At 43.8% G+C, this 25,602-nt stretch carries 18 protein-coding genes; 14 read left to right on the forward strand and 4 right to left on the reverse strand.

Annotation, left to right across the window (positions count from 1 at the left end):
- Window positions 1-305 precede the first annotated feature (305 nt).
- Complete coding sequence (locus tag QR40_RS10565) at window positions 306-1,283, forward strand: Rpn family recombination-promoting nuclease/putative transposase (protein ID WP_044294828.1); 978 nt, start codon at window positions 306-308, stop codon at window positions 1,281-1,283.
- 161 nt (window positions 1,284-1,444) lie between these two features.
- On the opposite strand, the gene QR40_RS10570 is transcribed toward QR40_RS10565, so the two are convergent.
- Window positions 1,445-3,478: a LacI family DNA-binding transcriptional regulator gene (locus QR40_RS10570; RefSeq protein ID WP_044294829.1), complete on the reverse strand. Its 2,034-nt coding sequence runs from the start codon at window positions 3,476-3,478 to the stop codon at window positions 1,445-1,447.
- Between the two features lie 137 nt (window positions 3,479-3,615).
- Window positions 3,616-5,130 (reverse strand): xylulokinase, encoded by a 1,515-nt coding sequence (locus QR40_RS10575; RefSeq protein WP_044294830.1) that lies wholly within the window; start codon window positions 5,128-5,130, stop codon window positions 3,616-3,618.
- Window positions 5,131-5,604: 474 nt separating this feature from the next.
- On the opposite strand from QR40_RS10575, the gene QR40_RS10580 reads away from it, so the two are divergent.
- From QR40_RS10580 to QR40_RS10625, 10 genes are all read left to right on the forward strand, one after another.
- Window positions 5,605-8,346, forward strand: coding sequence for an alpha-L-rhamnosidase (locus QR40_RS10580; RefSeq protein WP_160295797.1), 2,742 nt, complete (start codon window positions 5,605-5,607; stop codon window positions 8,344-8,346).
- Between the two features lie 15 nt (window positions 8,347-8,361).
- On the forward strand, window positions 8,362-9,510 hold the full coding sequence (locus QR40_RS10585) for a sugar ABC transporter substrate-binding protein (protein ID WP_044294834.1): 1,149 nt from the start codon (window positions 8,362-8,364) through the stop codon (window positions 9,508-9,510).
- A gap of 104 nt (window positions 9,511-9,614) precedes the next feature.
- Window positions 9,615-11,105, forward strand: coding sequence for a sugar ABC transporter ATP-binding protein (locus QR40_RS10590; RefSeq protein ID WP_152614197.1), 1,491 nt, complete (start codon window positions 9,615-9,617; stop codon window positions 11,103-11,105).
- A 1-nt stretch (window position 11,106) separates the two neighbouring features.
- The gene (locus QR40_RS10595) at window positions 11,107-12,060 is read left to right on the forward strand and encodes an ABC transporter permease (protein ID WP_027292852.1); all 954 of its coding nucleotides are present in this window, start codon (window positions 11,107-11,109) and stop codon (window positions 12,058-12,060) included.
- A gap of 14 nt (window positions 12,061-12,074) precedes the next feature.
- On the forward strand, window positions 12,075-13,034 hold the full coding sequence (locus QR40_RS10600; protein ID WP_027292853.1) for a glycoside hydrolase family 88 protein: 960 nt from the start codon (window positions 12,075-12,077) through the stop codon (window positions 13,032-13,034).
- Between the two features lie 16 nt (window positions 13,035-13,050).
- Complete coding sequence (locus QR40_RS10605) at window positions 13,051-14,127, forward strand: LacI family DNA-binding transcriptional regulator (protein WP_027292854.1); 1,077 nt, start codon at window positions 13,051-13,053, stop codon at window positions 14,125-14,127.
- A 46-nt stretch (window positions 14,128-14,173) separates the two neighbouring features.
- A complete protein-coding gene (locus tag QR40_RS10610; protein ID WP_044294836.1) occupies window positions 14,174-15,163 on the forward strand; it encodes an aldo/keto reductase in 990 nt (329 codons plus the stop codon).
- An 11-nt stretch (window positions 15,164-15,174) separates the two neighbouring features.
- A complete protein-coding gene (locus QR40_RS10615; protein WP_044288936.1) occupies window positions 15,175-16,032 on the forward strand; it encodes a glycyl-radical enzyme activating protein in 858 nt (285 codons plus the stop codon).
- Window positions 16,033-16,189: 157 nt separating this feature from the next.
- Entirely contained in the window at window positions 16,190-18,268 is a 2,079-nt protein-coding gene (locus QR40_RS10620; RefSeq protein WP_044294837.1) for a pyruvate formate lyase family protein, read from the forward strand.
- Between the two features lie 129 nt (window positions 18,269-18,397).
- The gene (locus QR40_RS10625) at window positions 18,398-19,390 is read left to right on the forward strand and encodes an SMP-30/gluconolactonase/LRE family protein (protein ID WP_027292857.1); all 993 of its coding nucleotides are present in this window, start codon (window positions 18,398-18,400) and stop codon (window positions 19,388-19,390) included.
- A gap of 188 nt (window positions 19,391-19,578) precedes the next feature.
- On the opposite strand, the gene deoC is transcribed toward QR40_RS10625, so the two are convergent.
- Together deoC and QR40_RS10635 are read right to left on the reverse strand one after the other, a co-directional pair.
- Window positions 19,579-20,274 (reverse strand): deoxyribose-phosphate aldolase, encoded by a 696-nt coding sequence (gene deoC, locus QR40_RS10630; protein ID WP_027292858.1) that lies wholly within the window; start codon window positions 20,272-20,274, stop codon window positions 19,579-19,581.
- 34 nt (window positions 20,275-20,308) lie between these two features.
- Complete coding sequence (locus QR40_RS10635) at window positions 20,309-21,343, reverse strand: zinc-dependent alcohol dehydrogenase (RefSeq protein WP_027292859.1); 1,035 nt, start codon at window positions 21,341-21,343, stop codon at window positions 20,309-20,311.
- Window positions 21,344-21,509: 166 nt separating this feature from the next.
- Between QR40_RS10635 and QR40_RS10640 the strand changes: the two genes are divergently transcribed.
- The 3 genes from QR40_RS10640 to QR40_RS10650 all read left to right on the forward strand — a co-directional run bounded on the left by QR40_RS10640 (window position 21,510) and on the right by QR40_RS10650 (window position 25,602).
- Window positions 21,510-22,262 carry a GntR family transcriptional regulator gene (locus QR40_RS10640; RefSeq protein ID WP_027292860.1) on the forward strand — a complete coding sequence of 251 codons (753 nt, stop codon included), beginning with the start codon at window positions 21,510-21,512 and terminating at the stop codon, window positions 22,260-22,262.
- Window positions 22,263-22,604: 342 nt separating this feature from the next.
- Window positions 22,605-23,291, forward strand: a complete 687-nt coding sequence (locus tag QR40_RS10645; protein ID WP_044288937.1) for a TetR/AcrR family transcriptional regulator — start codon at window positions 22,605-22,607, stop codon at window positions 23,289-23,291.
- Window positions 23,284-25,602 (forward strand): ABC transporter permease, encoded by a 2,319-nt coding sequence (locus QR40_RS10650; protein ID WP_044294839.1) that lies wholly within the window; start codon window positions 23,284-23,286, stop codon window positions 25,600-25,602. The genes QR40_RS10645 and QR40_RS10650 overlap by 8 nt, the downstream gene beginning before the upstream one ends.

A 25,602-nucleotide genomic window follows, 5' to 3' on the forward strand; every position in this document is an offset into this window, starting at 1 on the left:
TAACCAGACTATTCATTTTAAAATACGCAGAAAGAATGATTGCTGTATACAGGCAAAATATAACATATTATTTATAAAAAAATCTATTAAGAAAATGTTGCAATTAAAAATAAAAATAGAACTTGAAATAATGATATAAGTGTTGTATAATGTAAAAAAGAAATACAGAGATACATTTCAAAAACACTTCTACTTCAAAAATTCTTAAGGCTCATCACTAATCTGGTACATTTTCAGTACAGTTTCCCTTTAGATTTGATTATTAATTTTTGTGTCTTTGTATTCGGAATGAATAGGAGGAATTTATGACACAAGAAAAAGATATCGCAGCAAAAATATTTCTGGGCAAGCCGGAACACTTCGCAGACTTATATAACGGAGCGTGTTTTAACGGAAATCAAATCATACACGCCGAAGATTTGGTTCCGCTGGACTCAGCACAGGAATATCTGCCGGGTAAAACGGATGCCGCTAAAAGGTCAGTACGTAGAAACCGTGACATCATTAAGAAAGCAGCTCTTGGGGCAGATTTTCTAATTCTTGCCTGTGAAAACCAGGAGCATGTTCATTATGCAATGGTAATTCGTAATATGCTGTATGATGCTATGAATTATGCAGACCAGGTAAAGCAATTACAAAGAAACTATAAACAAACAGGGAAATATGGAACTGCAGAAGAATTCTTATCAGGCATGAAGAAAAAGGATAAGCTGCATCCGGTTTTTACATTGGTGGTATACTTTGGAGAAAAACCCTGGGATGGCAGCCTGAATTTACACGATATGCTTCATTTGTCCGGTGATCTGGAGAAGTTCCTTCCATATTTGCCGAACTATAAATTAAATGTTTTGGATGTAAAACGGATAGCGCATCTGGAATATTTTCAAACAGACTTAAGAGAAGTATTTGGCATTATAAAATATGCTGATGACAAGTGCCAAATGAAAGCCCATGTGGAGAAGAACAGGATCAGATACAGTAAGTTGCTTCGGGAAACGATAGAGATAATTTTTATCTTATTGGGTGAAGATTCAAAGATGGAAGAGATAATAGAACAGGCGCAGGTAAATGATAAGGAGGAATACGATATGTGTAAAGCATTTGAAGATATGAGAAGTGAAGGCCGAATGGAAGGGCGTGTGGAAGGCCGAGTGGAAGGAGAACGGATGTTTGCAGAGCTAACGTTACATTTAATAAATGATAACCGAACCATAGATTTGAAAAAAGCGGTAACGGATAAAGATATAAGAGAAAATCTATATCAGGAATATAGTTTGGCATAACAGTATATCCCTTGAAATGGATATTACTGAGGCTGTAAAGCCCTCTGGCTATGCATGATATGAGCACCGGTTTCCGGTGCTCTGCTTGGGTTTAGGACAGCATCACTTACTCACCTGACCCCAAATTATTCATAATGTTTTGCTAAAAGTGCGCTGCAAGGCTACTCTTTTGAAAAAATATAATTAGGATTTTCCTTCAGTGCCAGCTTTAATGCAGAAGAAGGCTCCGCTTTGAACACCTTCTTCCAGGATTTTAAAAGGTTTTCCGGTGTGACAACAATTGGTTCGATGCCGATAAAAGAAGGTGTCTTTTTATGAAGCAGAGCGTTGGCGGCTGCCATGGCGATTGCCTGTCCCTGCTCATAGGAACATTGGGCGCTGATCATTTTGATCATCCCTCCTTTTGCCAGATTCTGAGCGATAGAATAATCCAGATCTCCGGTTACGATGGCGATGTCCGTGCGTTCCATCTGGGTTAAGGCAGCCATTGCTTCCATAGCAGGCCCTTCCCATGAAACATAGAGTGCTTCGATTTCAGGATGTCGTTTTACCAGATCCAGTGTTTGCTTAAATACGTCTTCTTCGGAGCAAAATGCAATCGTACCGCAGACCTGGAGATCGGGATATTCTTCGGTTATTACCTGTTCGGCTGCCCGGTCTCTCTGGTTGGTAGCGTAAAAATTGGCGCCGTGTTTGATAAATGCCAGCTTTGTGAGTCCGTGTTTTTGCATATATTCGCCCAGACCGTGTCCCATATTGCGTCCGTGAGAGTGCTCGTTGACAGAAACACAGCAGACATAATCATCCGGTGTCAGTCCATCCGGGACATTGGTAATTAAAATCAGCCGGGAAGAGCTATGGGTAATATTTTGAAAGGCATGGGCAGTTTTTTCATTATCTGTCGGTATGGCGATCAGAATATCGGGTTCCAAAAGCTTAAGGCTTTCCAGTTGTCTGCATTGCAGTTCCGGGTTAAAGTGGGCATCAGTAATCGCTATGATAGAAATGCCCAGATTGTCAAAGATATCCCGGATTCCTTTCTGGTGCAGCTCCATCCATGCTTTGCCGGCATAGTGGAAAGAAATAGCAGCTGTGTAATTTTTCTCCCGCAGGGTCTGTTCTTCGGAAGGCGTCAGAGCCAGGGATTCAATAGTTTCTGCTTTTTCCCCGAAAGGTCCCCGTCCAATGCCGCAGGTGGAATCTCTGACGTTTAACTTGGAGGGAATGACTATTTTTCTGTAGGGCAGCAATGTAGGGGAATTAATGCGCTCGATCAGTGCACTAACTGCCAAATTTGCGATTTCAGCAGTATTCTGCTCTACCGTTGTAAGGGGGGGATTATGCAGTGCCGCCCAATCAAACTCATTGAATACCACCAGGGAAACATCATTCGGGCAGCTGATATTGTGCGAATCCATATAGTGCAGCAATGGAAGCAGAATAGAATAATTTGCTGCCAGTATGGCAGTGGGTGCATCATATCCTGTAAAAAGCTGGTTCAGCACATTATATATATCCTGTGAGTTGTGCAGATTGGTCACGATATATTTAGGGTTCGCTTCGATTCCGTACTCCTGCAGCGCCTGCATAAATCCCATCAGCCTTTTGGGTGAACGGTCCTGGGAAGATCCCAGATAAGCGATTTGTTCGTGCCCGTTTTTAATTAAATGTCTGGTTGCCTTATATCCCCCATCACAGCTGTCAGATACAATAGTGTCTGCTTTATAATTTTCCAGTTCTCTGCCCAGAATTACAACAGGGAAATTTACATGGTTCAAAAAGGATTCCTGAATGGTTTCTTCTTCATCAGGAAAGACAATGGCACCTGCGGCTTCCGGTGCATTAGTTAAGTAACGGTTAATAATATCCAATCTGTTTGGATCGTATGAGTACTCAAAGGATAGCAGAGAATAGGGCGTATTTTTTAAAAGCGCTTCTGCCTGTTTCTCAATCTGCTGTTGAAAGTTACTTTTCCTGTTAGATTTCAGGAAGAGGACATATTTGGCATCCGTTGAGGACTGAGTAAGAGATTTGTTCTTCTTGATAACAAAATTAGGCGGATGATCCAGCTCCTGGATTGCTTTTTCCACCCGTTCAACAAGTTCCGGACTGACGAAACGGGTCTTGTTTACAACATGGGATACGGTAGAGGTGGATACACCGGCCATTTTAGCGATGTCTGTTATTGTTGCCATAGCAGTAGCTCCAATTCTTTAAATTTTATGTAAGCATCTGTGATTCCTGTTTACTTTATTATAAAATAGGAGAGCAAGGCTTGTCAATAAAATTTGCGCAAATTTTATCGAACCATTGTATTGTATCAAATATATATTTACATTTTCTGAAATACATTTTTTAAAGCTTCATAGCAATCGTTAAATAATTCTTTCGCAGGCAGGTATTCAGTTACTGCCTGTTCATCCGGCATGTGCACCGATCGGATTTCAAGAAATCGGCCAATGGCACTGAAGTTTTCGAAAATACCGGCACCTACCCCGGCATTTACCGCTGCGCCCATAGCACCTGCTTCGTCCAAAAGTGCAGGTACTGTTATCTGCGTATTAAAGACATCTGCCATCATTTGGCGCCAGACGGCTCCTTTGGCTCCGCCGCCAAGAACCATTATCTGAGAGACCGGAGTCTGCAGCCGGAGTACATCCAGTATGAGGGACAGGTTCATGGTAATTCCCTCCAGTACACTGCGGCAGATATCGTTTCTGGTGGTTTCCGGTTTTATCCCAATCCAGGCGCCTTTCGCCCGGGCATCCCATCGGGGAGCACGCTCGCCCAGAAGATAGGGCAGGAAGATCAGATTGTTGGAGCCGATTGGACTTTTGCTGATCTCTCTGTTAATAAAATCATAAGCAGAGATTTGGGCTGATTCAGCATCTTCAGACTCCTTTTGACAGATGACGGATTTCAGCCAGCTGTAGGATCCTCCGGCATACTGCATTGTTCCATTAGGGGCATACATACCCGGAACCATATGTGCCCAGGTGACTGTGCGCATTTGCTCATCATACAGGGGGGCGTCTGAAGTAGTGGTGATCCATGCGGAAGTTCCCAGACAGCAAAATGTCTTTCCAGGCGAAATAGAACCGGCACCCACATTGGTGGCAACACCGTCCCCCGCTCCGATTATCACCGGAGTCCCGGCGGACAGGCCCGTTAGAAGCGCCGCCTTTGCAGTTACGCCACCCGCACAGAACGTGGAAGGTTTGGGGTCAGGCAGCTTATCAATGGGTATTTCTGCATAGGATAAGAGTTTCTCCGACCAGGAAAATGTTTTAATATCAAAAAAGCCGCAGCTGTTTGCGTCTGAGTAGTCGGTGCAGAAGGTACTGGTCAGTTGAAAGACAATGTAGTCCTTCGCATTCAGGATTTTATAAGTCTGATTATAAATTTCGGGTTCATGGTCTCTGATCCACATAAGCTTCTGAATGCCATAGGAGGCAGTGTTTGGGTGCCCTACGATCTGATAATAGTCCTTCTGGCTGATCTTGCTTTCTACTGCTTTGGATTGGGATACGGCACGCTGGTCGGCCCAGATGATAGAAGGGCGAAGCGGTTGCCCGTACCTGTCCACACAGAGGCAGCCCATCATCTGGCCGCTGAAGCTGACAGCCTTAATCTGTTCCGGTGCAATTCCGGTCACTGCAATAAGTTCCCGGGTACTGCGGCAGACGGCCTGCCACCAGTCATCTGCATTCTGTTCAACCCATGTGTCATTAAAATAGTGAGTATTGTAAGTGACAATCCGGCTTTTTTCAAGTGTTCCGTCCGTACAGAATAGCGTAGCTTTATTTCCGGAAGTGCCTAAATCATGTGCCAGCAGATATTGTTTCATATAAAGTCCCCCGTTTCTATTTTGTTAGAATATAATGTAACTATGTAGGTACATTATAAAACGAAACAATGGAGATAGTCAATCATAAAAATATTGAAAACGAAATAAATTTTATATATTTTTAAAAACCATTTTTTACTAATGTTACAACATTGGTTATTTAGAAAACGGTTATTTATTTGTTGAATATGCACAAAAATAGCATGTATAAAAATTATGAAAACGACAAAGATAACAAAAATATTTGACAAACAACAAAAAAGGGAATAATATGATGACATAATAAAAAAACGATTGCATGAGAGAAACAAGAAATAGTTGGAGTTATCCCATCGATTCTCTGCGGCATGTATCAGTAAACTAGTTTTTCTTTTTTTGAATTAAAAGAAAACGATTTTATGATGTACACACGAAGAGGCGATGGAAGATAAATATACTTCAGATATGACAGGCATGCTTGAAGGAAGTGAAGGAATGAATATAAGAGATTTAAGATGCAGCGGTAAACGGCGTCCGCTTCAGGCAGATCCCCGAAATATCACTTTCAGCTGGAATTTAACAGCTAAAGAAAATGGGCAGATACAGACTGGGTATGAAATTTGGCTTGGGCAGGGGGAAACGACTCTTTGGGAATCCGGCAGGAGAACCGGCAGCCAGTGTCTGTATATTCCTTATGAGGGACCAGAATTGAATTACGGGGAGCGTTATGAATGGAAAGTACGGGTTTGGGATAAGGAAAATAAATCCGGTGGCTGGAGTAATCCTGCATGGTTTGAAACCGATTTGGGAGAAGAAAACTGGAAAGCCCTGTGGATTGGATTTGATAAGGTAGTGGGAGAACCCTTTGACAGGGAAAAGCCTTTTTACTGCGCAGATGACTTTCAGTCACAGAAAAATGAATATTATCTGCCTCCGGTTCCCTTCCTGAGGAAGGAATTTATGGTTTCTGGAGGGAAGAAAGTAAGAGCAGCCAGGCTATATGTAAGTGCATTGGGAGTGATAGAGGCTGAGATAAATGGAAGAAAGGTTACAGAGGATGCTTTTATCCCCGGATTCTCTGATTACCGGAAGACCGTGTATACCAGAGCTTATCCGGCAGAGGATTACATAGAGGCAGGCGGTAATGCGATTGGTATCAGGCTGGCAGACGGATGGTATGCAGGTTATATGGGGCTGAATAACCGGGAGTGGTACGGTTCCAAGCCAAGGGTATCCGCAGAACTGCATATTCGTTATGAGGACGGAAGCAGCGATGTCATAAGAACTGATGGCAGCTGGAAGGCTTCCTACGGACCGATTAGAGAGGCTGATATTTTTCAGGGAGAAACTTATGATGCAAATTTAGAACAGGAAGGCTGGTCTTTGGCAGGATTTCAGGATGGGGAATGGGAGCAAGCAGAGACGGGGGCTGAAGTAAATCCCCGAAAACTGCCGCATCCAGGGCCTCCGGTGACAGTACATTGCCATATTATTCCAGAAATTATTAGGTATAAATATGATAAAATTCTTTTAAAGTTTCCTCAGTATGTATGCGGCGTATGCGCCTGTACCGTTACGGGAACTAAAGGCAGCCGATTTACACTGCGTCATGCGGAAATGCTGGATGAACATGGAAAGCTTCATCTGGAAGGAAACCGGTCAGCCAGATGTGAGGATACCTATATATTAAAGGGTGAGGGAAAGGAACATTTCCGTCCGGTATTTACCTATCATGGATTTCGATACGCGGAGATTACGGTGGAGGGGCAGGTAGAGTTTTTATCAATAGAAGGCATTCAAATAGGAAGTGCTCTGCCGGACCCAACCAGATTTCACTGTTCGGATCAAACGGCTAATCAGGTATTTGAAATGGTGCGGATCACGGAGAAGGCAAATATGTTTGAAATTCCCACGGACTGCACAGCCCGGGACGAAAGGCTTGGCTGGGGAATGGAGGGAAACCATTTCATGTATGCCATGGCTTATCTGAATGACCAAAGTGAAGCCATACATAAATGGTGCCGGGATATTTTTGACGGGCAGCGGGCGGACGGGGCATTGGAAGCCATTGCTCCTGCTGTTGTAATGAAGGATATTGAGCCCTTTATTGGTGATCTTCAGTCTAACCACGGACTTTATATGGTACATGCTTTATATAAAATATATGGAGATCTGGATGCAGTCAGGCATTACATAGAGCCCCTGAAGAGATACTTTGAATTTCTGGAGAAGAACAGTGACCGCTATCTGCGCTACGCCACAAGCTGTGACTGGCTGGGGATTTTAGAGGAAACAGATCATTCGGACACGAACCACGGATATGGAGAATGCTCATCCCTGATGCTGGGAACAGCCCACTATGCAGTGGCGGCAGATATGATGGCAGAACTGTGCGGGGCTGTGAAAGATGAAGCGGAAACTGCCTACCGCCTTCTGCATAAAAACATTATAAAAGCATACCAGAAAAACTTCATCGAACGCAGCGGCATGCTGCGCAGGGGGAAACAGGGGGACTATCTGATGGCGCTTTATGGGGATATGATACCCCGGGGAGCATTGCCAAGGGTGTTGGCTTATTTTAGAAAACAGCTGTTAAAATCCGGGTATATCCGGTGGTTCGGAGGAACTCCGACCACGCCATATTTTCTCAAAACTCTCAAAAAATATGGAATGAATGACCTGGCTAACCAGTTTCTCACAGCCACGACCTATCCAAGTATTGGTTATATGCACAAAATGGGATTCGATACGATCTGGGAGCGGTGGGATGCAGTTTTTGAAGACAGCACGATACATCCACAGGCTATGAATGCTATTTCCCATGAAGGGTATGCGGCAGTAGGTGATTATTTTATATCCGGGCTTGCCGGAATTGAGGCAGTGGAGCCAGGATTCAAGAAGATTTTATTCGAACCCGGCGTATCCACGGAAATTACGTCAGCAAGCGCCAGGTATCAGAGCATTTACGGTGAGATTGCTGTGAACTGGGAGTGGAAACATGGAATATTCTCCATGAAGTGTCAGGTACCAGTTAACACACAGGCGGTAATACATCTGCCGAAAGGCAGCAAAAATCCCGGATTTAATTCCGGAAAGCCGGACAGCATGCAGCAGGAAGGAAACAGAATAAGGATCTGGATTTCCTCGGGTGTCTATGAACTGAAGGCAGAGCTTATGAACCTGCAGGATTATTATACACGACAGTGTATTAATAATAGAGAACTATTTATAAATTAAACGGAGGTAAGGAATATGAAGAAAAAAATGGTAAGCATGGTACTTTGTATGGCAATGGCAGTTTCTTTACTGGCTGGATGCAGCGGTGGGAATGCAAAGGAAACATCAGCAACGGAGACAAAATCGGCAGATACAAAAGCAGCAGAAACGAAAGCGGCAGAGACAAAAGGGGAAGCAGAAACGGATGCAGCGTCTGAGGCTGGTGGCACTGAAGTGGCTGATACGCAGCAGGAAGCTGGGAAGAGCTACAACATCGGCTATTGCAACCAGCAGTTAAAGGAAGATTTCTTCATCACAGTGGAAGCAGGGCTTAAAAAAGCTTGCGAAGACTTAGGCTATGAGTACAACCTGGCAAATACAGACCGCGATTCCTCCAAGATGAAGACGGGGATTGACAGTCTGGTAACGATGGGCGCGGATATTATCGTAGATTTTAACTGCCTTCCCGAACAGGGAGCAGCCAGCAGTGAACAGCTGGAGGCGGAAGGTATCCCAATGCTTTCGGTAGATTCCGATTACGGTGATGTTGCTTATTTCTTTGGTGTAAACAATTACGATGCAGGTGTGGCTTTAGGAGAAGGCCTGAGTGCTTATGTGGACAGCAGATTCGGCGGAAAACTGGACTATATTGTGTGCCTGTATGACTCCCAGGCAGGTGATGCGGTAAAAGCACGCTGTGACGGTGCGGCAGAAACACTGGCTAAGGCATACAGTGTCAGTGAAGATAATATCGTATGGCTGGATTCCATGGCAGATGATACGAAGACAAAGACTATGACCCAGGACTGGCTGGATTCTCATCCCGATGCTGAAAAGGTTGCTTTTGTAGGACAGAATGATGACCGTGGATATGCCATCACACAGGCTGTTGAAGTCAGCGGAAGAATAGAAAACTGTATCATCGGTTCTCACAATGCTGATCCGGCATCTGTTGAAAACTTACAGAAAGCAAAAGATGATCCCGATGCTAACCCATGGGTAGTAACGGTTTCCTATGAATCCTTTAATTATGGTAAACAGATTGCTGCATATGCAACGGACATCCTGAATGGAAAATGCGTGGATGAAAAGGAAAGATATGCAAAGACAACTGTGGTTACTACAGATAACGTAGATGATTATGTGGCTGAAAGAGATGCAGCACAGTCAGAATTTACAAAGTAAAATAATCCGGCTGGAGAGGAAGGGCGGGGGGATGTTCTCCCCCCTTGCAACTGAGAAATAATAGACATGCTTCAGAGTAAATTTGGTAAAGCGGGTGATTAGTGGTGGAAAAAATTTTAGAAATGAAACAGATCTATAAAGCGTTTCCCGGTGTTGTGGCGGTGGACAAGGTAGATTTGGATCTGTATAAGGGTGAAGTATTGGCACTCATGGGAGAAAATGGTGCTGGAAAATCAACGCTGATAAAAATCCTTTCCGGCATGTACAGTGCAGATGAAGGGGAGATCATTATCGAAGGGCAGTCCCACAGGGGATTTGACACAAAGGAAGCTATTGACCTGGGAATTGCAGTCATCTACCAGGAGTTGAACTATTTGGACGACCTGTCTGTGGCTGAGAATATTATGCTGGGACAGGTTCCGGTAAAGGGGCCCCTAAGGAGAGTAGACTACCAGGCGCTCTATGCCGGCGTCAAAAATATTATGGAAGACGTAGGGCTGGGACACAGAAAGCCCACTGATATGGTCAGCCGCCTGTCGGTAGCGGAAAAACAGCTGATTGAAATTGCAAGGGCATTTTCACATCATGTAAAGGTACTGGTGATGGATGAACCCACTTCTGCATTAAATGACACAGAGACAAAGAGGCTCTTTCAGCTGATTCGTAAAATAAAGGCGAAAGGCGTGGGGATTATCTATATTTCCCATCGCATGGATGAATTGTTTGAGATAGCAGACCGCATTGAAATTATGAGGGATGGTAAATATGTAACAGCGCTGAAGGTAGAAGACACAAACACCGATGAAGTGGTTTCCCATATGGTAGGAAGGGAAATCAAAGATATGTATCCGGGGCGTTCCTGTGATATTGGAAATGTGGTATTTGAAGTTAAAAATCTGAAAACCAGATTCTTAAAAAATATTGAATTTCATGTAAAAAGCGGAGAAGTAGTGGGATTTTTCGGATTGATGGGGGCAGGCCGTTCTGAAGTGGCAAGGTGCATTTACGGAGCCCAGACTCCGGACTCCATTGAGCTTATTATGGATGGAAAACCCATTGAAAATAAAACCCCTCTGGATTCCCTGAACCATAAGATTTCTTATGTGCCTGCTGAGCGAAAGACCGAGGGTGTCAACCTGATAATGTCAGTAAAAGAGAATATTACCCTTTCTGACATTTCGGGACTTATAAGGAAGAAAAAACTGGACCTGAGGAATGAAAAAGAGATTGCATCCGGATGGAAAGAAAAACTCAGCATCAAAACTCCCAGCATTGAAACAACGTCGGCAAGCCTCTCGGGAGGAAACCAGCAGAAAATAGTCATTGCAAAAGCACTGAATACGTCGCCGGAGTTCATGCTGTTAAACGAGCCTACAAGAGGAATTGATGTAGGAGCCAAGGTAGAAATTTATGACTTAATTAATGGACTGTGCAAAGATGGAAAGGCTGTACTTATGATTTCTTCTGAGCTTCCGGAAATCATGGCAATGAGCGACAGAATTTATGTAATGTGCGAGGGCAGGATTACAGGAGAAGTACAGAAACAGGATTTTAGCCAGGAACATCTTTTGAAATTAGCGATCGGAGAGTGTTGATATGAATAAAGTAAAAAATCTTTTTAAAAATGCCAGCGGTGAACTTAGCGCATTGATCATGCTTCTTATTCTGTGGATTATTTTTGCCATTGGTTCCAGGTATTTTCTTACATTCAGAAATGTTATGAATATTGGTTCTTATATGTCAATTATGGGTACTATGGCGGCCGGTCTTACCGTAGCCATGCTGCTTGCAGGACTGGATGTCTCCCAGTATTCCTTGGCTGCACTTGGGGGAATGGTTCTGGGAATGTGCTATGAAGCTGGACTAAATCCCGTGCTCTGCATCCTGATTACTCTGGTTGTGGGGGTTGCAGGCGGAAGCTTCAATGCATTTATAATTACGGTAATGAAAGTAAACCCCATTATCTGTACGATGGGTACCTCCTTTATTTTCCGTGGGATTGCCTATCTGCTAACCAATGGGCGTTACATACGGCTGGATAACGATGTATTTGATTTTATTGGAAACGGAAAAATCATTGGTGTTCCTGTTTGCCTGATTATAATGGTATTGGCATATCTGTTGATCTGGTATGTATTGAAATACACGAAGTTTGGACGCTCCGTATTCGCGGTAGGCGGCAACATCCAGGTTGCAAAGCTGGCAGGCATTAATACCAACTCTATTCGTTTTCGATGCCATATCCTTGCAGGTGTTACTGCTGTCATGGGCGGTATTATCACGGTAACACAGGCTTCTTCCTGTATGCCGAGCCAGGGATACGGTAATGATATGAACGGTATCTCAGCAGTTATTCTGGGCGGAATCTCCATGGCGGGCGGACGCGGTAATGTCTGGGGAACACTTCTTGGTGTGGCGATTCTCTCTACTTTAGTAAATGGCATGACTCTGGTTGGGCTTCAGGCTTACTGGCAGCAGGTGGTACAGGGCATGGTACTGGTAGTGGCTGTATTTATCGATGCTATGAGAACATCCAAGAGAAATAACTAAAGGAGTCGCCGGATATGATGGGAGAGGTAATGATGAATGTAAAACAGGCAATGTTCTGTATGACAAGGCAGTGTTGGGAGCAGGGGATTTTTGCCCAGGCTATGCTGGAAACCGGTGACTATGAAAACCTTGAACTGGTGGCATACGATATCGTACTCAGACAGAGCACAGACGGTAGACTATGTAATGTAGAGAATACCCCTGCGGTAACGGACAGCAGCTTTTGCGTTCCTGCCATCCTGGCAATGGGCAATCGGACCAATAATGAGGAATATAAGAAAGCAGCGGTTAAAAATATCCGTTATCTTTTAAATGAAGCGCCCAGAAGCCGGGACGGAACACTGTTCCATATGCAGGGGAGCCAGGAAGTATGGGCGGATTCAGCAGCTTTCACCCCCTATGCACTGGCACTGGGAGGTTTTTATAAGGAAGCCTGTAATCAAATGCTTGGTATATTGCAAAAACTTTACGTTCCGGGTAAAAGGCTTTATAATCATATATGGGATGAGAACGAAAGAGCTTTTAAACGTCCACTCGCGTGGGGGGTTGGCAATGGCTGGATTCTGACCGGTCTGCTGCGGCTGCTTTTATGCCTGCCGGAGAAATTCAGGAAAGAAAAAGAGGTTCTGCAGGAACGGTTTACAGAACTGCTTGACAGTATTCTTTCTTATATGACAGAGGACGGAAAATTCCATGATATATTAGACAGCCCCGAGACGTTTTTTGAGACAGAGGTCTGCGCTATGACGGCATACAGTATCTTCCTGGCATACCGGAAGGGACTGGTGGAAAAGGCATACCTTACCAAGGCGTTCGTGATCAGAAAGTATGTATGGAGTATGGCAGGTGCAGACGGACTTGTTCAGGGATGTGCAAGCTCACCGGATTTTATCTATCCGGGAACCTCTGTGGAGGGTCAGGCGCATACGCTTATGATGGAAAAGGCTTTTTCTGATCTCACAAAAACGGAGTAAAGGTTAGGTGAGGAAAATGAAAGCAGAACGATTACAGAGTGACAAAGTAACAATCAGTGATGTGGCAAAACTGGCAGGTGTGGTACCAAGTACGGTATCACATGTACTTAACGGGACGGCGCCTATTTCCGCCGCTACAAAGGAGAGGGTACTACGTGCCGTAGAGGAACTTAATTATTCCCCCAATGCTCTGGCAAGAGCGCTCAGGCAGAAACGGACCCGTCTGATTGGTGTGGTGATGCAGGATGTTTCCAGTGAATTTTATGCACACTGTGCAGCCAGTATGCTGGAGGAGGCCAGAAAAGATAAATCCGTAGTACTGCTGTGTGACGCCGCATTTGATAAAAATAATAAAAAAGATGGTGTTGCCGCATTGATTGAGCGCAGGGTAGACGGACTCATTTTCATAGGCGGCGGTAATGATGAAGATATCATTCAGGAAGTACAAAAAGCAAATATACCATTAATTTTAGGCGACAGAAAGCACGAAAAGCTCCATTGTGTCCAATTTGACAATGAAACGACGGTGAACCATCTTGTTCACGCATTGCACGATTCCGGTTACCGGCGGTTTGTATATCTGGGTGAGACCATAGATATCCAGACGAACCTGCTGGACCGTTACCAGGGATTTCAAAAAGGCCTGGAGGAATGTAAAATTCCCGAGGAAAAGGTGCAGGTGATTCTGGACAGAGGATTAGAGACACTGAAAATACAGAAGAGCCATGAGGTCTACGAAAAGTATTTTAAAGATTATAAAACAATTAAAGAAGAACCGACAGTAGTCATTACATCCAATGATCTGATTGCGCAGGGATTTATCACGGCAGTACTGCAAAACGGGTGCAGAGTGCCCCAGGATATTGCGGTGGTGGGATTTGATAACAATGTGGCATCGGAGTACTTCTATCCGGCGCTTACCACAGTAGATCAGGATGAAAAGGCATTTGGACAGAAGTGTTATGCCGCTTTAAAGGATTTAATTAACGGTAAAAAATTGAAAAAAGAACCTATGATGCCACAGAAAATAGTAGTGAGGGAATCCGCTGCTATTGCAGATGACGTCTTAATGAAATATCAGGGAGACATCTAAGTAATTATAAAAACGCGCTTGTCCGAAGTGTGCAGGAGGTATAAAAATGATTTGTTCAGACAGATATCAGAATATGGCATATGGCAAATGCGGCAGCAGCGGATTGTACCTTTCAAAATTTGCCATTGGATTATGGAATAGTTTTGGCGGAACCTCTTCCTATGAAAAAGGGAGAGAAATACTTCTGACAGCTTTTAACGAGGGAATTACCCATATTGACGGAGCGAATAACTACGGACCGCCTCCCGGAACTGCAGAAGAATTCCTGGGCAAAATCCTGAAAGGGGATTTAAAGGGATACCGTGATGAACTGATTATTACAACTAAGGCCGGCTATGAAATGTGGTCAGGCCCATATGGCAACTGGGGTTCCAGAAAATCTCTGATGGCCAGTCTGGATCAGAGTTTAAAGCGGATGAATCTGGAATATGTGGATATATTTTACCACCACAGACGGGATGTTAATACACCAATGGAAGAAACGATGGATGCCCTGGCTGATATAGTAAGGCAGGGTAAAGCCCTCTATGTGGGAGTTTCCAACTATGCTCCCCGGGAACTGGAAGGAGCATGCGAAATATTGGGAAAAAGGGGAATTCATCTGCTGATTCATCAATTCCGTTATAATATGCTGAGCCGGGAACCGGAAAATGAACTGTTTGAAACCATGAAAAAGAAGGGTATTGGATCCATCGCATTCTGCCCCCTGGAACAGGGACTTCTCACAGAAAAGTATCTGGATGGAATTCCGGAGGCGTCCAGAGTAAGAGATGAAAACAGTTGGTATTTCCATGAGGAGGATATTACCAAAAAACGTATAGAGAAAATCCGTCTGCTGAGCGGTCTTGCCCATGAAAGAGGCCAGAATCTGGCACAAATGGCTCTGGCGTGGAATCTGCGTGAAGGCGGCGTGGACAGTGTAATATTGGGAGCCAGCCGTAAGGAGCAGATTCTGGAAAATGTAAAGTCCCTTCAGAATGCTTCTTTTGACAGGGAAGAACTGAACCGAATTGAGCAGATTTTAGGAGATGAATAATTCACAGGAAGATGGAACAAAAAGGATTGGTATTTGATATAAAGGAATTTGCTGTTTATGACGGTCCGGGAATCCGTACCACTGTATTTTTAAAAGGTTGTCCGTTACGGTGCCAGTGGTGCCACAATCCGGAGGGACTCAGCTTTCATAGAGAATTGATGGTCAGTAAGAATGGATGCCTGCATTGCGGCAGATGTGAAAAAAGCTGTATTTATGGAGGATATAAAAACTGCCGGCTGTGCGGAAAGTGCATTTTGGCATGTCCCTTACGCCTGCGGAAAATATGCGGTCAGGAATATACATCCCAAGAGTTAGTCCAAAGGCTTAAAAAGGACGAAGAATTTTTAAAGAAAAACAATGGAGGCGTAACTTTTTCCGGAGGGGAAGCTTTTGCTCAGCCATCTTTTTTAAAGGAAGTATTATTGAAGCTGCCGGATATGCATAAAGCAGTGGAGACCAGCGGATACTGCAGCCCCGTGCTGTTTCGGGAACTCACAGACCTGCTGGAGCTGGTTATTATGGATATCAAGCTGGCTGACGAGGAATTACATAGAATCTATACTGGAGTCTCCAACAGACAGATTTTAGAAAATCTGGCTTACCTGAAGCAGGGGAAAAAGCCTTTTATCATAAGGGTTCCCCTGATACCAGGAGTGAATGATACAGATGATAATCTAAGGCATACGGCAGAGCTGCTGGCAGATGCCAGGGGTCTGGAGCGGGTGGAACTTCTGCCTTACCATACTACAGCCGGTGCAAAGTATGGCATGGTGGGAAGAGAGTACCGGCCTGCGTTTGATACCATGGGAAACATACATGAGAATGTAGGTATTTTTCAAGATCACGGCATTCCATGCCGGGTTTTATGAGGAGGAAGTTTGAATCAAAAGCGTTTCAAACTACTTATTAATGCATACCGCAGACTTGTCAGTGGTATGCAGGGGTATAGGTTTGAAAGAAAAATCGTTTCAAACTACTAATTAAGGAATAGCACAAGCAAGCTTGCGCTATTGAGGGGGTATAAACATGAATCAGAGAATAAATCAATTACTGGATTATTACATCCGTGATAAATCCCATCACCGGTACCGAAAACCCGGACCGGAGGATCCTTATACACTGGCTGGGCAATTTGAAAAAGAAGGTTTATCAGATGTGCAAAGAAGCATAAGGCGTCTGCAATATATATTGGAACAGGAAACGCCTGTAGTATTCAGGGAAGATAAAATTGTCCTGATGCGTACCGTAACCGGACTGCCCGAGCTGTATACCAGCAAGGAATGGAATGCGATCAAAGAAATCCACTATATTCATGAGCAGGGAAAGATCTGTAATATAAACCCCGATTACAGCAGTTTAATAGATGCTGGGTTTGACCAAAAAAGAAAGGAGATCGCAGAAGCACGGCTGGATGTGTCCACAGGTGAGGATGAACAGGCGGAGGCGTATCTGGATGCTCTGCTTGAGACACTGGATAAGATTGAGGAATTTGCAGGCAGGTATGCCAGGGCTGCAAAAGAGGCAGGTAATGAACGCATGGCTGGTATTTTGCAGAAGATACCTGCACATAAACCAGAATCCTTTCAGGAAGCACTGCAATTTTTCCGCCTGATTCATTATTGTCTCTGGTGCAGCTTTAACTACCACAATACGATAGGGCGGTTTGACCAGTATATGTATCCTTATCTGAAGGCAGACCTGGAAAAGGGAGTGCTGGATCAGGACAGTGCACTGGAACTGCTGGAGGAATTTTTTATCAGTTTCAATATAGACAGTGATCTGTATACGGGCATGCAGCAGGGGGACAATGGACAGAGTATGGTTCTGGGCGGACAAGACCAGAACGGCAAGGACCTCTTCAATGAACTTTCTGAACTTTGCATACAGGCAAGTCTGGAATTAAAGCTGATTGATCCGAAGATTAATTTAAGAGTGTGTAATGATACACCGCTTTCCAGATACGAACGGGGGACGGAACTTACAAAACAGGGTCTTGGTTTTCCACAGTACTGCAATGATGAGGTAGTAATACCGGCGCTGCTCAGATGGGGATATGATGAAGCGGATGCCTATAACTATGTAGTTGCGGCATGCTGGGAGTTCATTATACCCGGAAAGGGCATGGATATTCCCAATATTGACGGGCTGTCCTTTGCACAGGTTATATCCTCCTGTACGGAACTGTTGCCCAGGTGCAGGGATTTTTCGGAATTTCAGAAAGAAGTAAAAAGCTGTATCCGGCAGAACATACAGAAAATGACTGCGAAGTACCAAAATATCTATCTGGAACCTTCTCCGCTAATGTCACTTATGATGGATGGATGTATACAGCAGGGGAAGGATGTGTCCCGGGGCTGTAAATATAACAATTATGGTATCCACGGGAGCGGAATTTCCACTGGAGCTGATTCTCTGGCTGCTGTAAAGCGGTTTGTATTTGAAGAAAAAAGCATTACGGCAATGGAATTGACAGAAGCCTTGCAGACTAATTTTAAAGGGAAAGAAAATCTGCGCAACCGTCTGCGCTATGAGGGTCCCAAGATGGGAAATGACGATGACGCGGCAGACAGTCAGGCAGTCTGGCTTTTGGATTGTTTTGCAGATAGTCTGGAAGGAATCGTCAATGACAGGGGAGGAATCTACCGGGCGGGTACCGGATCAGCCATGTATTACATCTGGCACTCCAGCAATTTACAGGCAACACCGGATGGCAGGGATGCGGGAGAGGAATTTGCCTGTAATTATTCACCCAGCCTGTTTGCCAGATGTGAGGGGCCGGTGTCTGTCATCAAATCCTTTGCCAAGCCGGATCTGGTGAAGGTATCAAACGGAGGGCCTTTGACAATAGAACTCTATGACCGGTTATTCCGTAATGATGACAGCATCCGCAAAGTGGCAATGTTTGTCAAGTCATTTATGGATATGGGCGGACACCAGATGCAGATCAATGCAGTAAACCGTGAGAAGCTTATAGATGCAAAAGCCCACCCGGAAAATTACCGGAACCTGATTGTCCGTGTATGGGGATGGAGCGGCTACTTTGTGGAGCTGGACGAGGTTTACCAGGATCAGATTATAAAACGGATGGAACTTATGGTGGAGTAAACAACTTGTTTGAACGTCAACGAAAATAATAATTTCTATATTTATTATAGAATTAAAGTTACATGTATTTAACAACTTATTAGTAATTAATTAGGAATTTATTAGGAATTATATGAAGGAGGATAAACGATGCAGACACCCAGATTATTTACGGTTTTACCGGATTATGTATGTACACCGGACGGAATGGAAATAGACAAAAACGGAGATTTAATCCTATCCTGTCCCAATTATGCAGAAGATGCTTTGGCAGGATGCGTGATACGCATTGACAAAGAAAAAAAGATTACAAAATGGTTTGACGTTCCCGTTCACCCGGAAACAGGAATTGCAAGAAATATGGGAATTGCTTTTGATGATGCTTATAACATCTATATCTGCGATAACCAGGGCTGGTCGGGAAAGGAAGAACTGGCATTTAAGGGACGGGTATTGAAAATTACGGCTGATGAAAACGGCATCAAAAGCTGGCATACCGTTGCCACAGGTATGGAACATCCCAACGGCATACGGATCCGGGGAGACTACATGTATGTCACCCAGAGTTATCTGACAAAAGTGCCTGCGCCGGACGGAAGCGGACATTTAGTCAGCTGCGTGTACCGTTTTGGCCTGGATGAAGAAAACATACAAATTACCAATACAATGGATGATGAGCATATTTTTACGACTTTTATTACGGAGAACGAAGATTGCCAGTATGGTGCAGACGGCATAGTGTTCGGAAAAGACGGCAGTCTCTATGTAGGCAATTTTGGGGACGGCGCCGTACACCGGATTACATTTGCCCCGGACGGAAGCTGTAGTGGAAATGAAATATTCGCAAAGGATGCTTCTCAACTGAAGTCTACGGATGGAATGGTTTGTGATGAGAAAGGCAATATTTACATTGCGGATTTCTCGGATAATGCCATAGTTAAAGTACATCCGGACGGCAAGGTTGAAAGAATTGCCCAAAGCCCTGACTGTGATGGCCTGGATGGTGGCTTAGACCAGCCGGGAGAACCGATTATATGGGAAGGAAAAATAATTGCTTCCTGCTTTGACCTGGTAACAGGCGAGGGAAAGGTCAATACGGCACATGAGATGCCGGCAACTATGGCTGAACTGGATCTGGAGTAAAGTTATAGTGGGGTTTCGCGCTTTTTGGTGGCACGCGGGCATTCACCGAGACTCCATCTACAAAGCGTCCCCTTCCACAACTAAACTTCAAAATAATGCGAATAATTGATCCCATCTCAACCGTTCACACCAGTAATAAAATACCCTGCAGCCCGGATTAAACCAAATCTGCAGGGTTCTTTTTGTTCCTAATTTCCTTTTTCCTCAAGATACTCCTTTAATATTTTTAAAGAGCTGCTGGTACCAATCCGTTCTGCTCCGGCATCGATCATAGCCTTACAGTCTGCCCAGGAACGTATGCCGCCTGCAGCTTTAACTTTAACTTCGCTGCCTGCTGTTTCTTTCATCAGACGTACATCCTCTGCAGTGGCACCGGAGGTGCCAAAACCCGTACTGGTCTTAATAAAGTCCGGCTTTACTTCTTTTGCAATTGCTGCCACCGTCCTGATTTCGTCCTTTGTCAGATAACAGTTTTCAAAAATCACTTTTATCAGCGCATTTCTGGAATGGCAGGCACTTACCATTTCTTTCATTTCCCTTTTAATATAATCCGTATTGCCATTTTTTAATTCTCCGATATTTATCACATAGTCGATTTCATCTGCCCCGTTTTCAATCGCATTTATGGCTTCAAATACCTTGGTTTCGATGGTGGTCTGTCCCAGAGGGAAGGAGATGGCAGCACCTACGTGGATGCCGGTATTTTTTAACAAATCCCTGCAAAGCGATACCGGAGAGGAATTGATGGCTACCATGGCACAATTCAGTTCTTTTGCTTCCCGGCAGAGATCCTCAAACATAGAAACGTTTGCATAAGGGCTTAAGTTGGTATGGTCAAATAACTTGCATAATTCGTTTTGGGTTATAGTTTTGCTGTTGTACATAGCTGTTCTCACTTTCTTTTTTGATATCCTGTTATTAGAAAATAATGATTCCTTTTTTGGAAATTTCTCTGCGCTCCAGACGCGCAAAGGCATCTGAAATCTGGGAGAAGGAAAAGTAGTCGGAGATGTAATCCTTGAGACGGATAGTACCCTTTTTCAACCATTCATTGATCTGTTCATTTACCTGTCCTTCTTCTGCTTTAGAGGGAAACTGCTGGAACTGCAGCTGCCAGTTGTAGCCGGAACGGCTCCAGTCCAGGTTCATCTCACAGGTGGGAGAAATGCCATAACAGCATATTTTTCCACCGTCACAGATATATTCCATAGCCTGGTTAATCAGAGATGTCATGCCCACTGCATCCAGCACATATTGCACTCCGGAAGGAAAAATTTCGTGAATTTTTCTATTGACACTTACTTTCTGGCTATTAAAGGCATATGCGGCGCCTCTTTCTTTTGCTTCTTGTAATTTCTCATCTATGATGTCAAAGGCGATGAGGTTTTGGATGCCCAAAAGAGAGAGGAATTTAATAAATGTCTGCCCCACCGGACCGCAGCCGAAGACTGCAACGCTGTCTCCCTCCTTAATACCGAACCGTTTGATGGAACTCAAAACCTCCCGCAGAGTGATAATCATGGCTCCGTCAACCGGATCCACAAAGTCCGGGAGAATGGTCTGGGCATAGGCGCATTCCGGTGCAGTTCCTTTGGGGTATGCGGCAAGGTCATGTACCACTGCGTATTCGCTAAAGGCACCCCAGGCGGACTGCAGACTGCCATAAAGCTCCGGGTCAGGATCAACAAAGGGGAGAAGAACTTTATCCCCTACATGAAAGGACGTGACTTCACTGCCCAGTTCCACGACTTCCCCCACACCTTCATGACCCAGCATCAGGGGATACATTTCTGTGTTGAAGCCCTTGAACTGCCGGTGGATCAATTTGGCATCGGTGCCGTTACAGATCCCGCAGCTGATGGTCTTTACCAGAGCTTGTTTTGATGAATACCTGGGAACCGGAATTTCCTTTACCAATAGAGTACCGTCTTTTTCTACGATTAGAGATTTCATTTTGTATTGCCTCCTTTTTTGAATTGCATTGCTATAATGTTGGTATGTACCTACATACCAACATTATAGCAGAAAGAATTGAAAATGTACAGAAATAATTATTGCTTTCTATGTAGGAATATTATAAAATAATGACAATGGAAATGTGATTCAGGAGGTGGGAAAGATGATTTTAGAAGAAGGTAAGTTAGATAAAAGTGTGCCGATTCCGCTGTATTTTCAGTTGAAAGAATTAATTATGGAAGAAATCCGCCAGGGTAATTATGAAAGTGGTGCAATGATTCCGACTGAGAAAAACATCAGCGATTTTTATCAGATAAGCAGAACTACTGTTCGACAGGCGATTACAGAGCTGGTTCAGGAGGGCTGGCTTTACCGGGTAAAAAGCAAGGGAACATTTGTAACCCAGAAGAAAATTCAGCAGGATTTTATGCAGAAGCTGGAGACATATGAAGAACAAATGGAACGGCTGGGGATGAAGCCGGGGACAAAAGTATTGGAATTCCGGGTGCTTTATGCATCTCACATGGTAGCGGAGAAGCTTCAGATACCTGAGAAATCAGAGGTGATCTACCTGTACCGGAAGCGTTTTGCGGATGATATCCCCATTGTGCTGGTGGAAACATACCTGCCCCTTGAGGGCTGCGAGTTCCTGCTGGAACTGGACATGGAGCAGGAATCTCTGTATAAGAATCTGGCAAACAGAGAGGATAAGAAGATTTGCTATGTAAAGAGGATCGTAGAGGCTGTGGAGGCTACTACCAATGATGTGAAACTTATGAATATTCGTAAAGGAAAGCCTATCCAGAAATTTGAGACCACGGGCTATAATGAACTGGGAAAACCTGTGGAATATTCCATTGCCAGATACCGGGGCGATTATAACCGCTTTGAGGTAACGATATTTACTCAGGATTAATGAATGCTTTCAACCCCATTTGCGATGCGTATTTTACCGGTGTTATTCAAATAAAATAATCAGACTGTAGACAACTAGCCTCCTACGGAGGCGGTTGTCTTTTTATTCTTTGACGAATAACGGCCAAATGGTAATTAGATTAAGCAAAAGAAAAGGCAGGTGTTTGTAATGATGGGGAGAAAGGATTATCCAAACGATTTGAAGGCACCGGCTTATTTGAAAAAATCTAAGTGTGAAGAATTATTATTATTTACCTTGACGTTTCCACATGAACATGTTACTATCACTTTACCGACAGACAGTCGGTCTATAAAATAAAAAAGATAAAGTGGAGGAAAATAAATGAGGGTCGTTAAAGAAGCTGAGGAACGCAGAAATGAAATTTTGGATGCTGCAGACGAGTTATTTGGAGAGAAAGGATTTGACGGAACAAGTACGAATGATATTCTCAGCAAGGTCAATATAGCAAGGGGGACACTGTATTATCACTTTAAGTCCAAAGAGGATATAATGAATGCTCTCATTGACCGCTATAATGTGCGTCTTTTAAGCAGAGCCAGGAAGATTGCAGATGATAAGAGCATTCCGGTGGATGAACGCATGGTACGCGTTGTTATGGCATTGAATATAGGAAGCGGGAGCGGTAAGAAAATAATTGAACATATACATAAACCGCAAAATGCGCTTATGCATCAGAAAATACAAAAGGTTGTACTGAATGGTGTTCCGGGGATATTATCCGGTATTATCTGCCAGGGGATTGAGCAGGGGATGTTTTACACACCTTTTCCCTATGAATGTATGGAAATGATTATTGCATATACCAATATGGTTTTTGACGGTGATATGGTGGATCTGTCCGAAGAAGACCGCATTTCCCGCATCCAGGCACTGATTTTTAATATGGAAAGGCTCCTGGGAGCTAAAGAGGGTAGTCTTATGTATGTGATGCAGATGTTTGGCATAGACAAGGAAAATATGGGGGAAGTTCCCATGAAAAAATCGGAAAGCAGGGAAATTTATGAATGACAGAATTATCCGAAACGACATGTTAAAAAGTAAGGCAATAACTCTGATGACTGTAATTTTTGTGGCGGCGGCAGCAATGCTGGTTTCTCTGGCAGCAATACTGGGGGTCAATCTATTTGGTGCTATTGATACCCTGATGACCCAGGCGAAGACGCCTCATTTTATGCAGATGCATGCCGGTGAAATTAATATGGAGCGTCTGGCTGAGTTCGCAGCCGCTGATGAAAATGTAGAGGAATTTCAGGTGCTGGAGTTCCTGGGCATAGAAGGATCACAAATGGTATTTGGTGAAAACTCTCTCTCCGATAATGTTCAGGATAATGGGTTAAGCGTGCAGAGTGAAAAATTTGATTTTCTGCTGGATCTGGGCGGTAATGTTATTCACGTATCGGATGGAGAGATTTATGTTCCGATTTGCTATGGGAAGGATCAAACGGTAAAAGTGGGTGACAAGGCGGTGATAAGCGGTAAAGAGTTTATCGTTGCAGGGTTTCTACGGGATTCACAGATGAATTCTACCCTTTCATCTTCCAAGCGTTTTCTGGTTAGCAAACAGGATTATGAGGTTCTGAAAGGTACAGGAAGCAGTGAATATCTGATCGAATTTCGATTAAAAGATGCTTCCAAATTATCCGCATTTGAAACAGCATATACCAATGCAGGGATGGAAGCAAACGGTCCAATGATTACCTACCCGTTATTTAAAACGATTAATGCAGTCTCCGATGGAATGATGATCGGGATTATACTGCTGGTTAGTGTACTGGCAGTGGCAATTGCATTCATGTGTATACGTTTTACGCTCCTTGCAAAAATGGAAGACGATTATCGGGAAATTGGAGTGATGAAAGCCATTGGCCTTCGTGTATCGGAAATCAAAAAAATTTATCTTATAAAATATATCGTAATTGCATTGACCGGATCAATTCTAGGATTCGCCTTGTCTTTTCTATTTAAAGGGGTACTGCTTGAAAATATCCGGCTGTATATGGGAGAAAGTGAAAATGAATTTGCTGCCCTGCTTTTTGGCATCATCGGGATACTGGCTGTATTTTCAGCGATCATAGCCTATGTAAACGGCGTCTTGAGACGCTTTCGGAAAATATCTCCGGCCCAGGCAATTCGTTTTGGAACTTCCCGGGAGAAAGCCTCCGGGACGAAATATTTTAGTCTGAGCAAGAACCGGCTGCTGGATACAAATCTGTTTCTTGGAGTGAAAGATGTTCTGGCAAGAAAGGGGATTTATGGTACGATGCTGGGTGTGCTGGTTCTTGCGGCATTTATTGTTATTGTTCCACAGAACCTTTACAACACTATTTCAGGAGAAAATTTCTTTACTTATATGGGCATCGGAAAATGTGATATACGGATTGACCTGCAGCAGACCGACCATATTCCGGAAAAAACAGCAGAGATTCTTGATACAATGAAGTCAGATCAGGATATCGAAAAATATGTGGTTCTGACAACGAAAACCTTTCCGGTTAAGTTGGATAATGGACTGGAAGAACGCATAAAAGTGGAGCTTGGAGATCATTCGGTTTTCCCGGTTCAGTATTCAAAAGGCAGAGCACCTTCCGGTGATAACGAAATCGCACTGTCTGTTCTGAACAGTGAAGAGCTTGGAAAAACGGTTGGTGATGTGGTTACATTGATAATAGATGGAAAGGTAAAAGAACTAACTGTCTGCGGGCTGTATTCGGACATAACAAATGGAGGGAAAACTTCAAAAGCCTCTTTTCGCGACCATTCACCGGATATCATGTGGAGCATGTTTTCCGCAAAGCTTGCTGATCATTCTTTCGTTGCGGAAAAAGGAGCCGAATATGCGCAGAAATTTGCATATGCGAAAGTTTCAGAGATTGATGAATATGTGAATCAGACGCTTGGAAATCTGATCAGTTCCGTTGGAAAGGCTTCATTTGGGGCAATGGCTGCATCTCTTTTCATAACCGCATTAATTACGCTGATGTTTATGAAAATGCTGGTTGCAAAAGACAGATATGCCATTGCTGTAATGAAAGCAATAGGATTTAAAAATTCAGATCTTATAAAACAGTATATTTTCCGATCAGTATTCGTTCTGCTAATTGGAATTGTACTTGGTACTATTTTGGCAAATACACTTGGCGAATTGATCGCTGGCCTGGTAATTTCTTCATTTGGCGCTTCGTCTTTTCAGTTCGTGGTCAATCCATTTTCAGCCTACCTTTTATGTCCGCTGATGATGGTATGCACGGTACTGATCGCAACGATTATCGGCACCAAAGGAGCAGGACAAATCAAAATATCCGACAATATAAAGGAGTAG

It is taken from the genome of Robinsoniella peoriensis, from assembly GCF_000797495.1.
Lineage (GTDB): Bacteria > Bacillota > Clostridia > Lachnospirales > Lachnospiraceae > Robinsoniella > Robinsoniella peoriensis.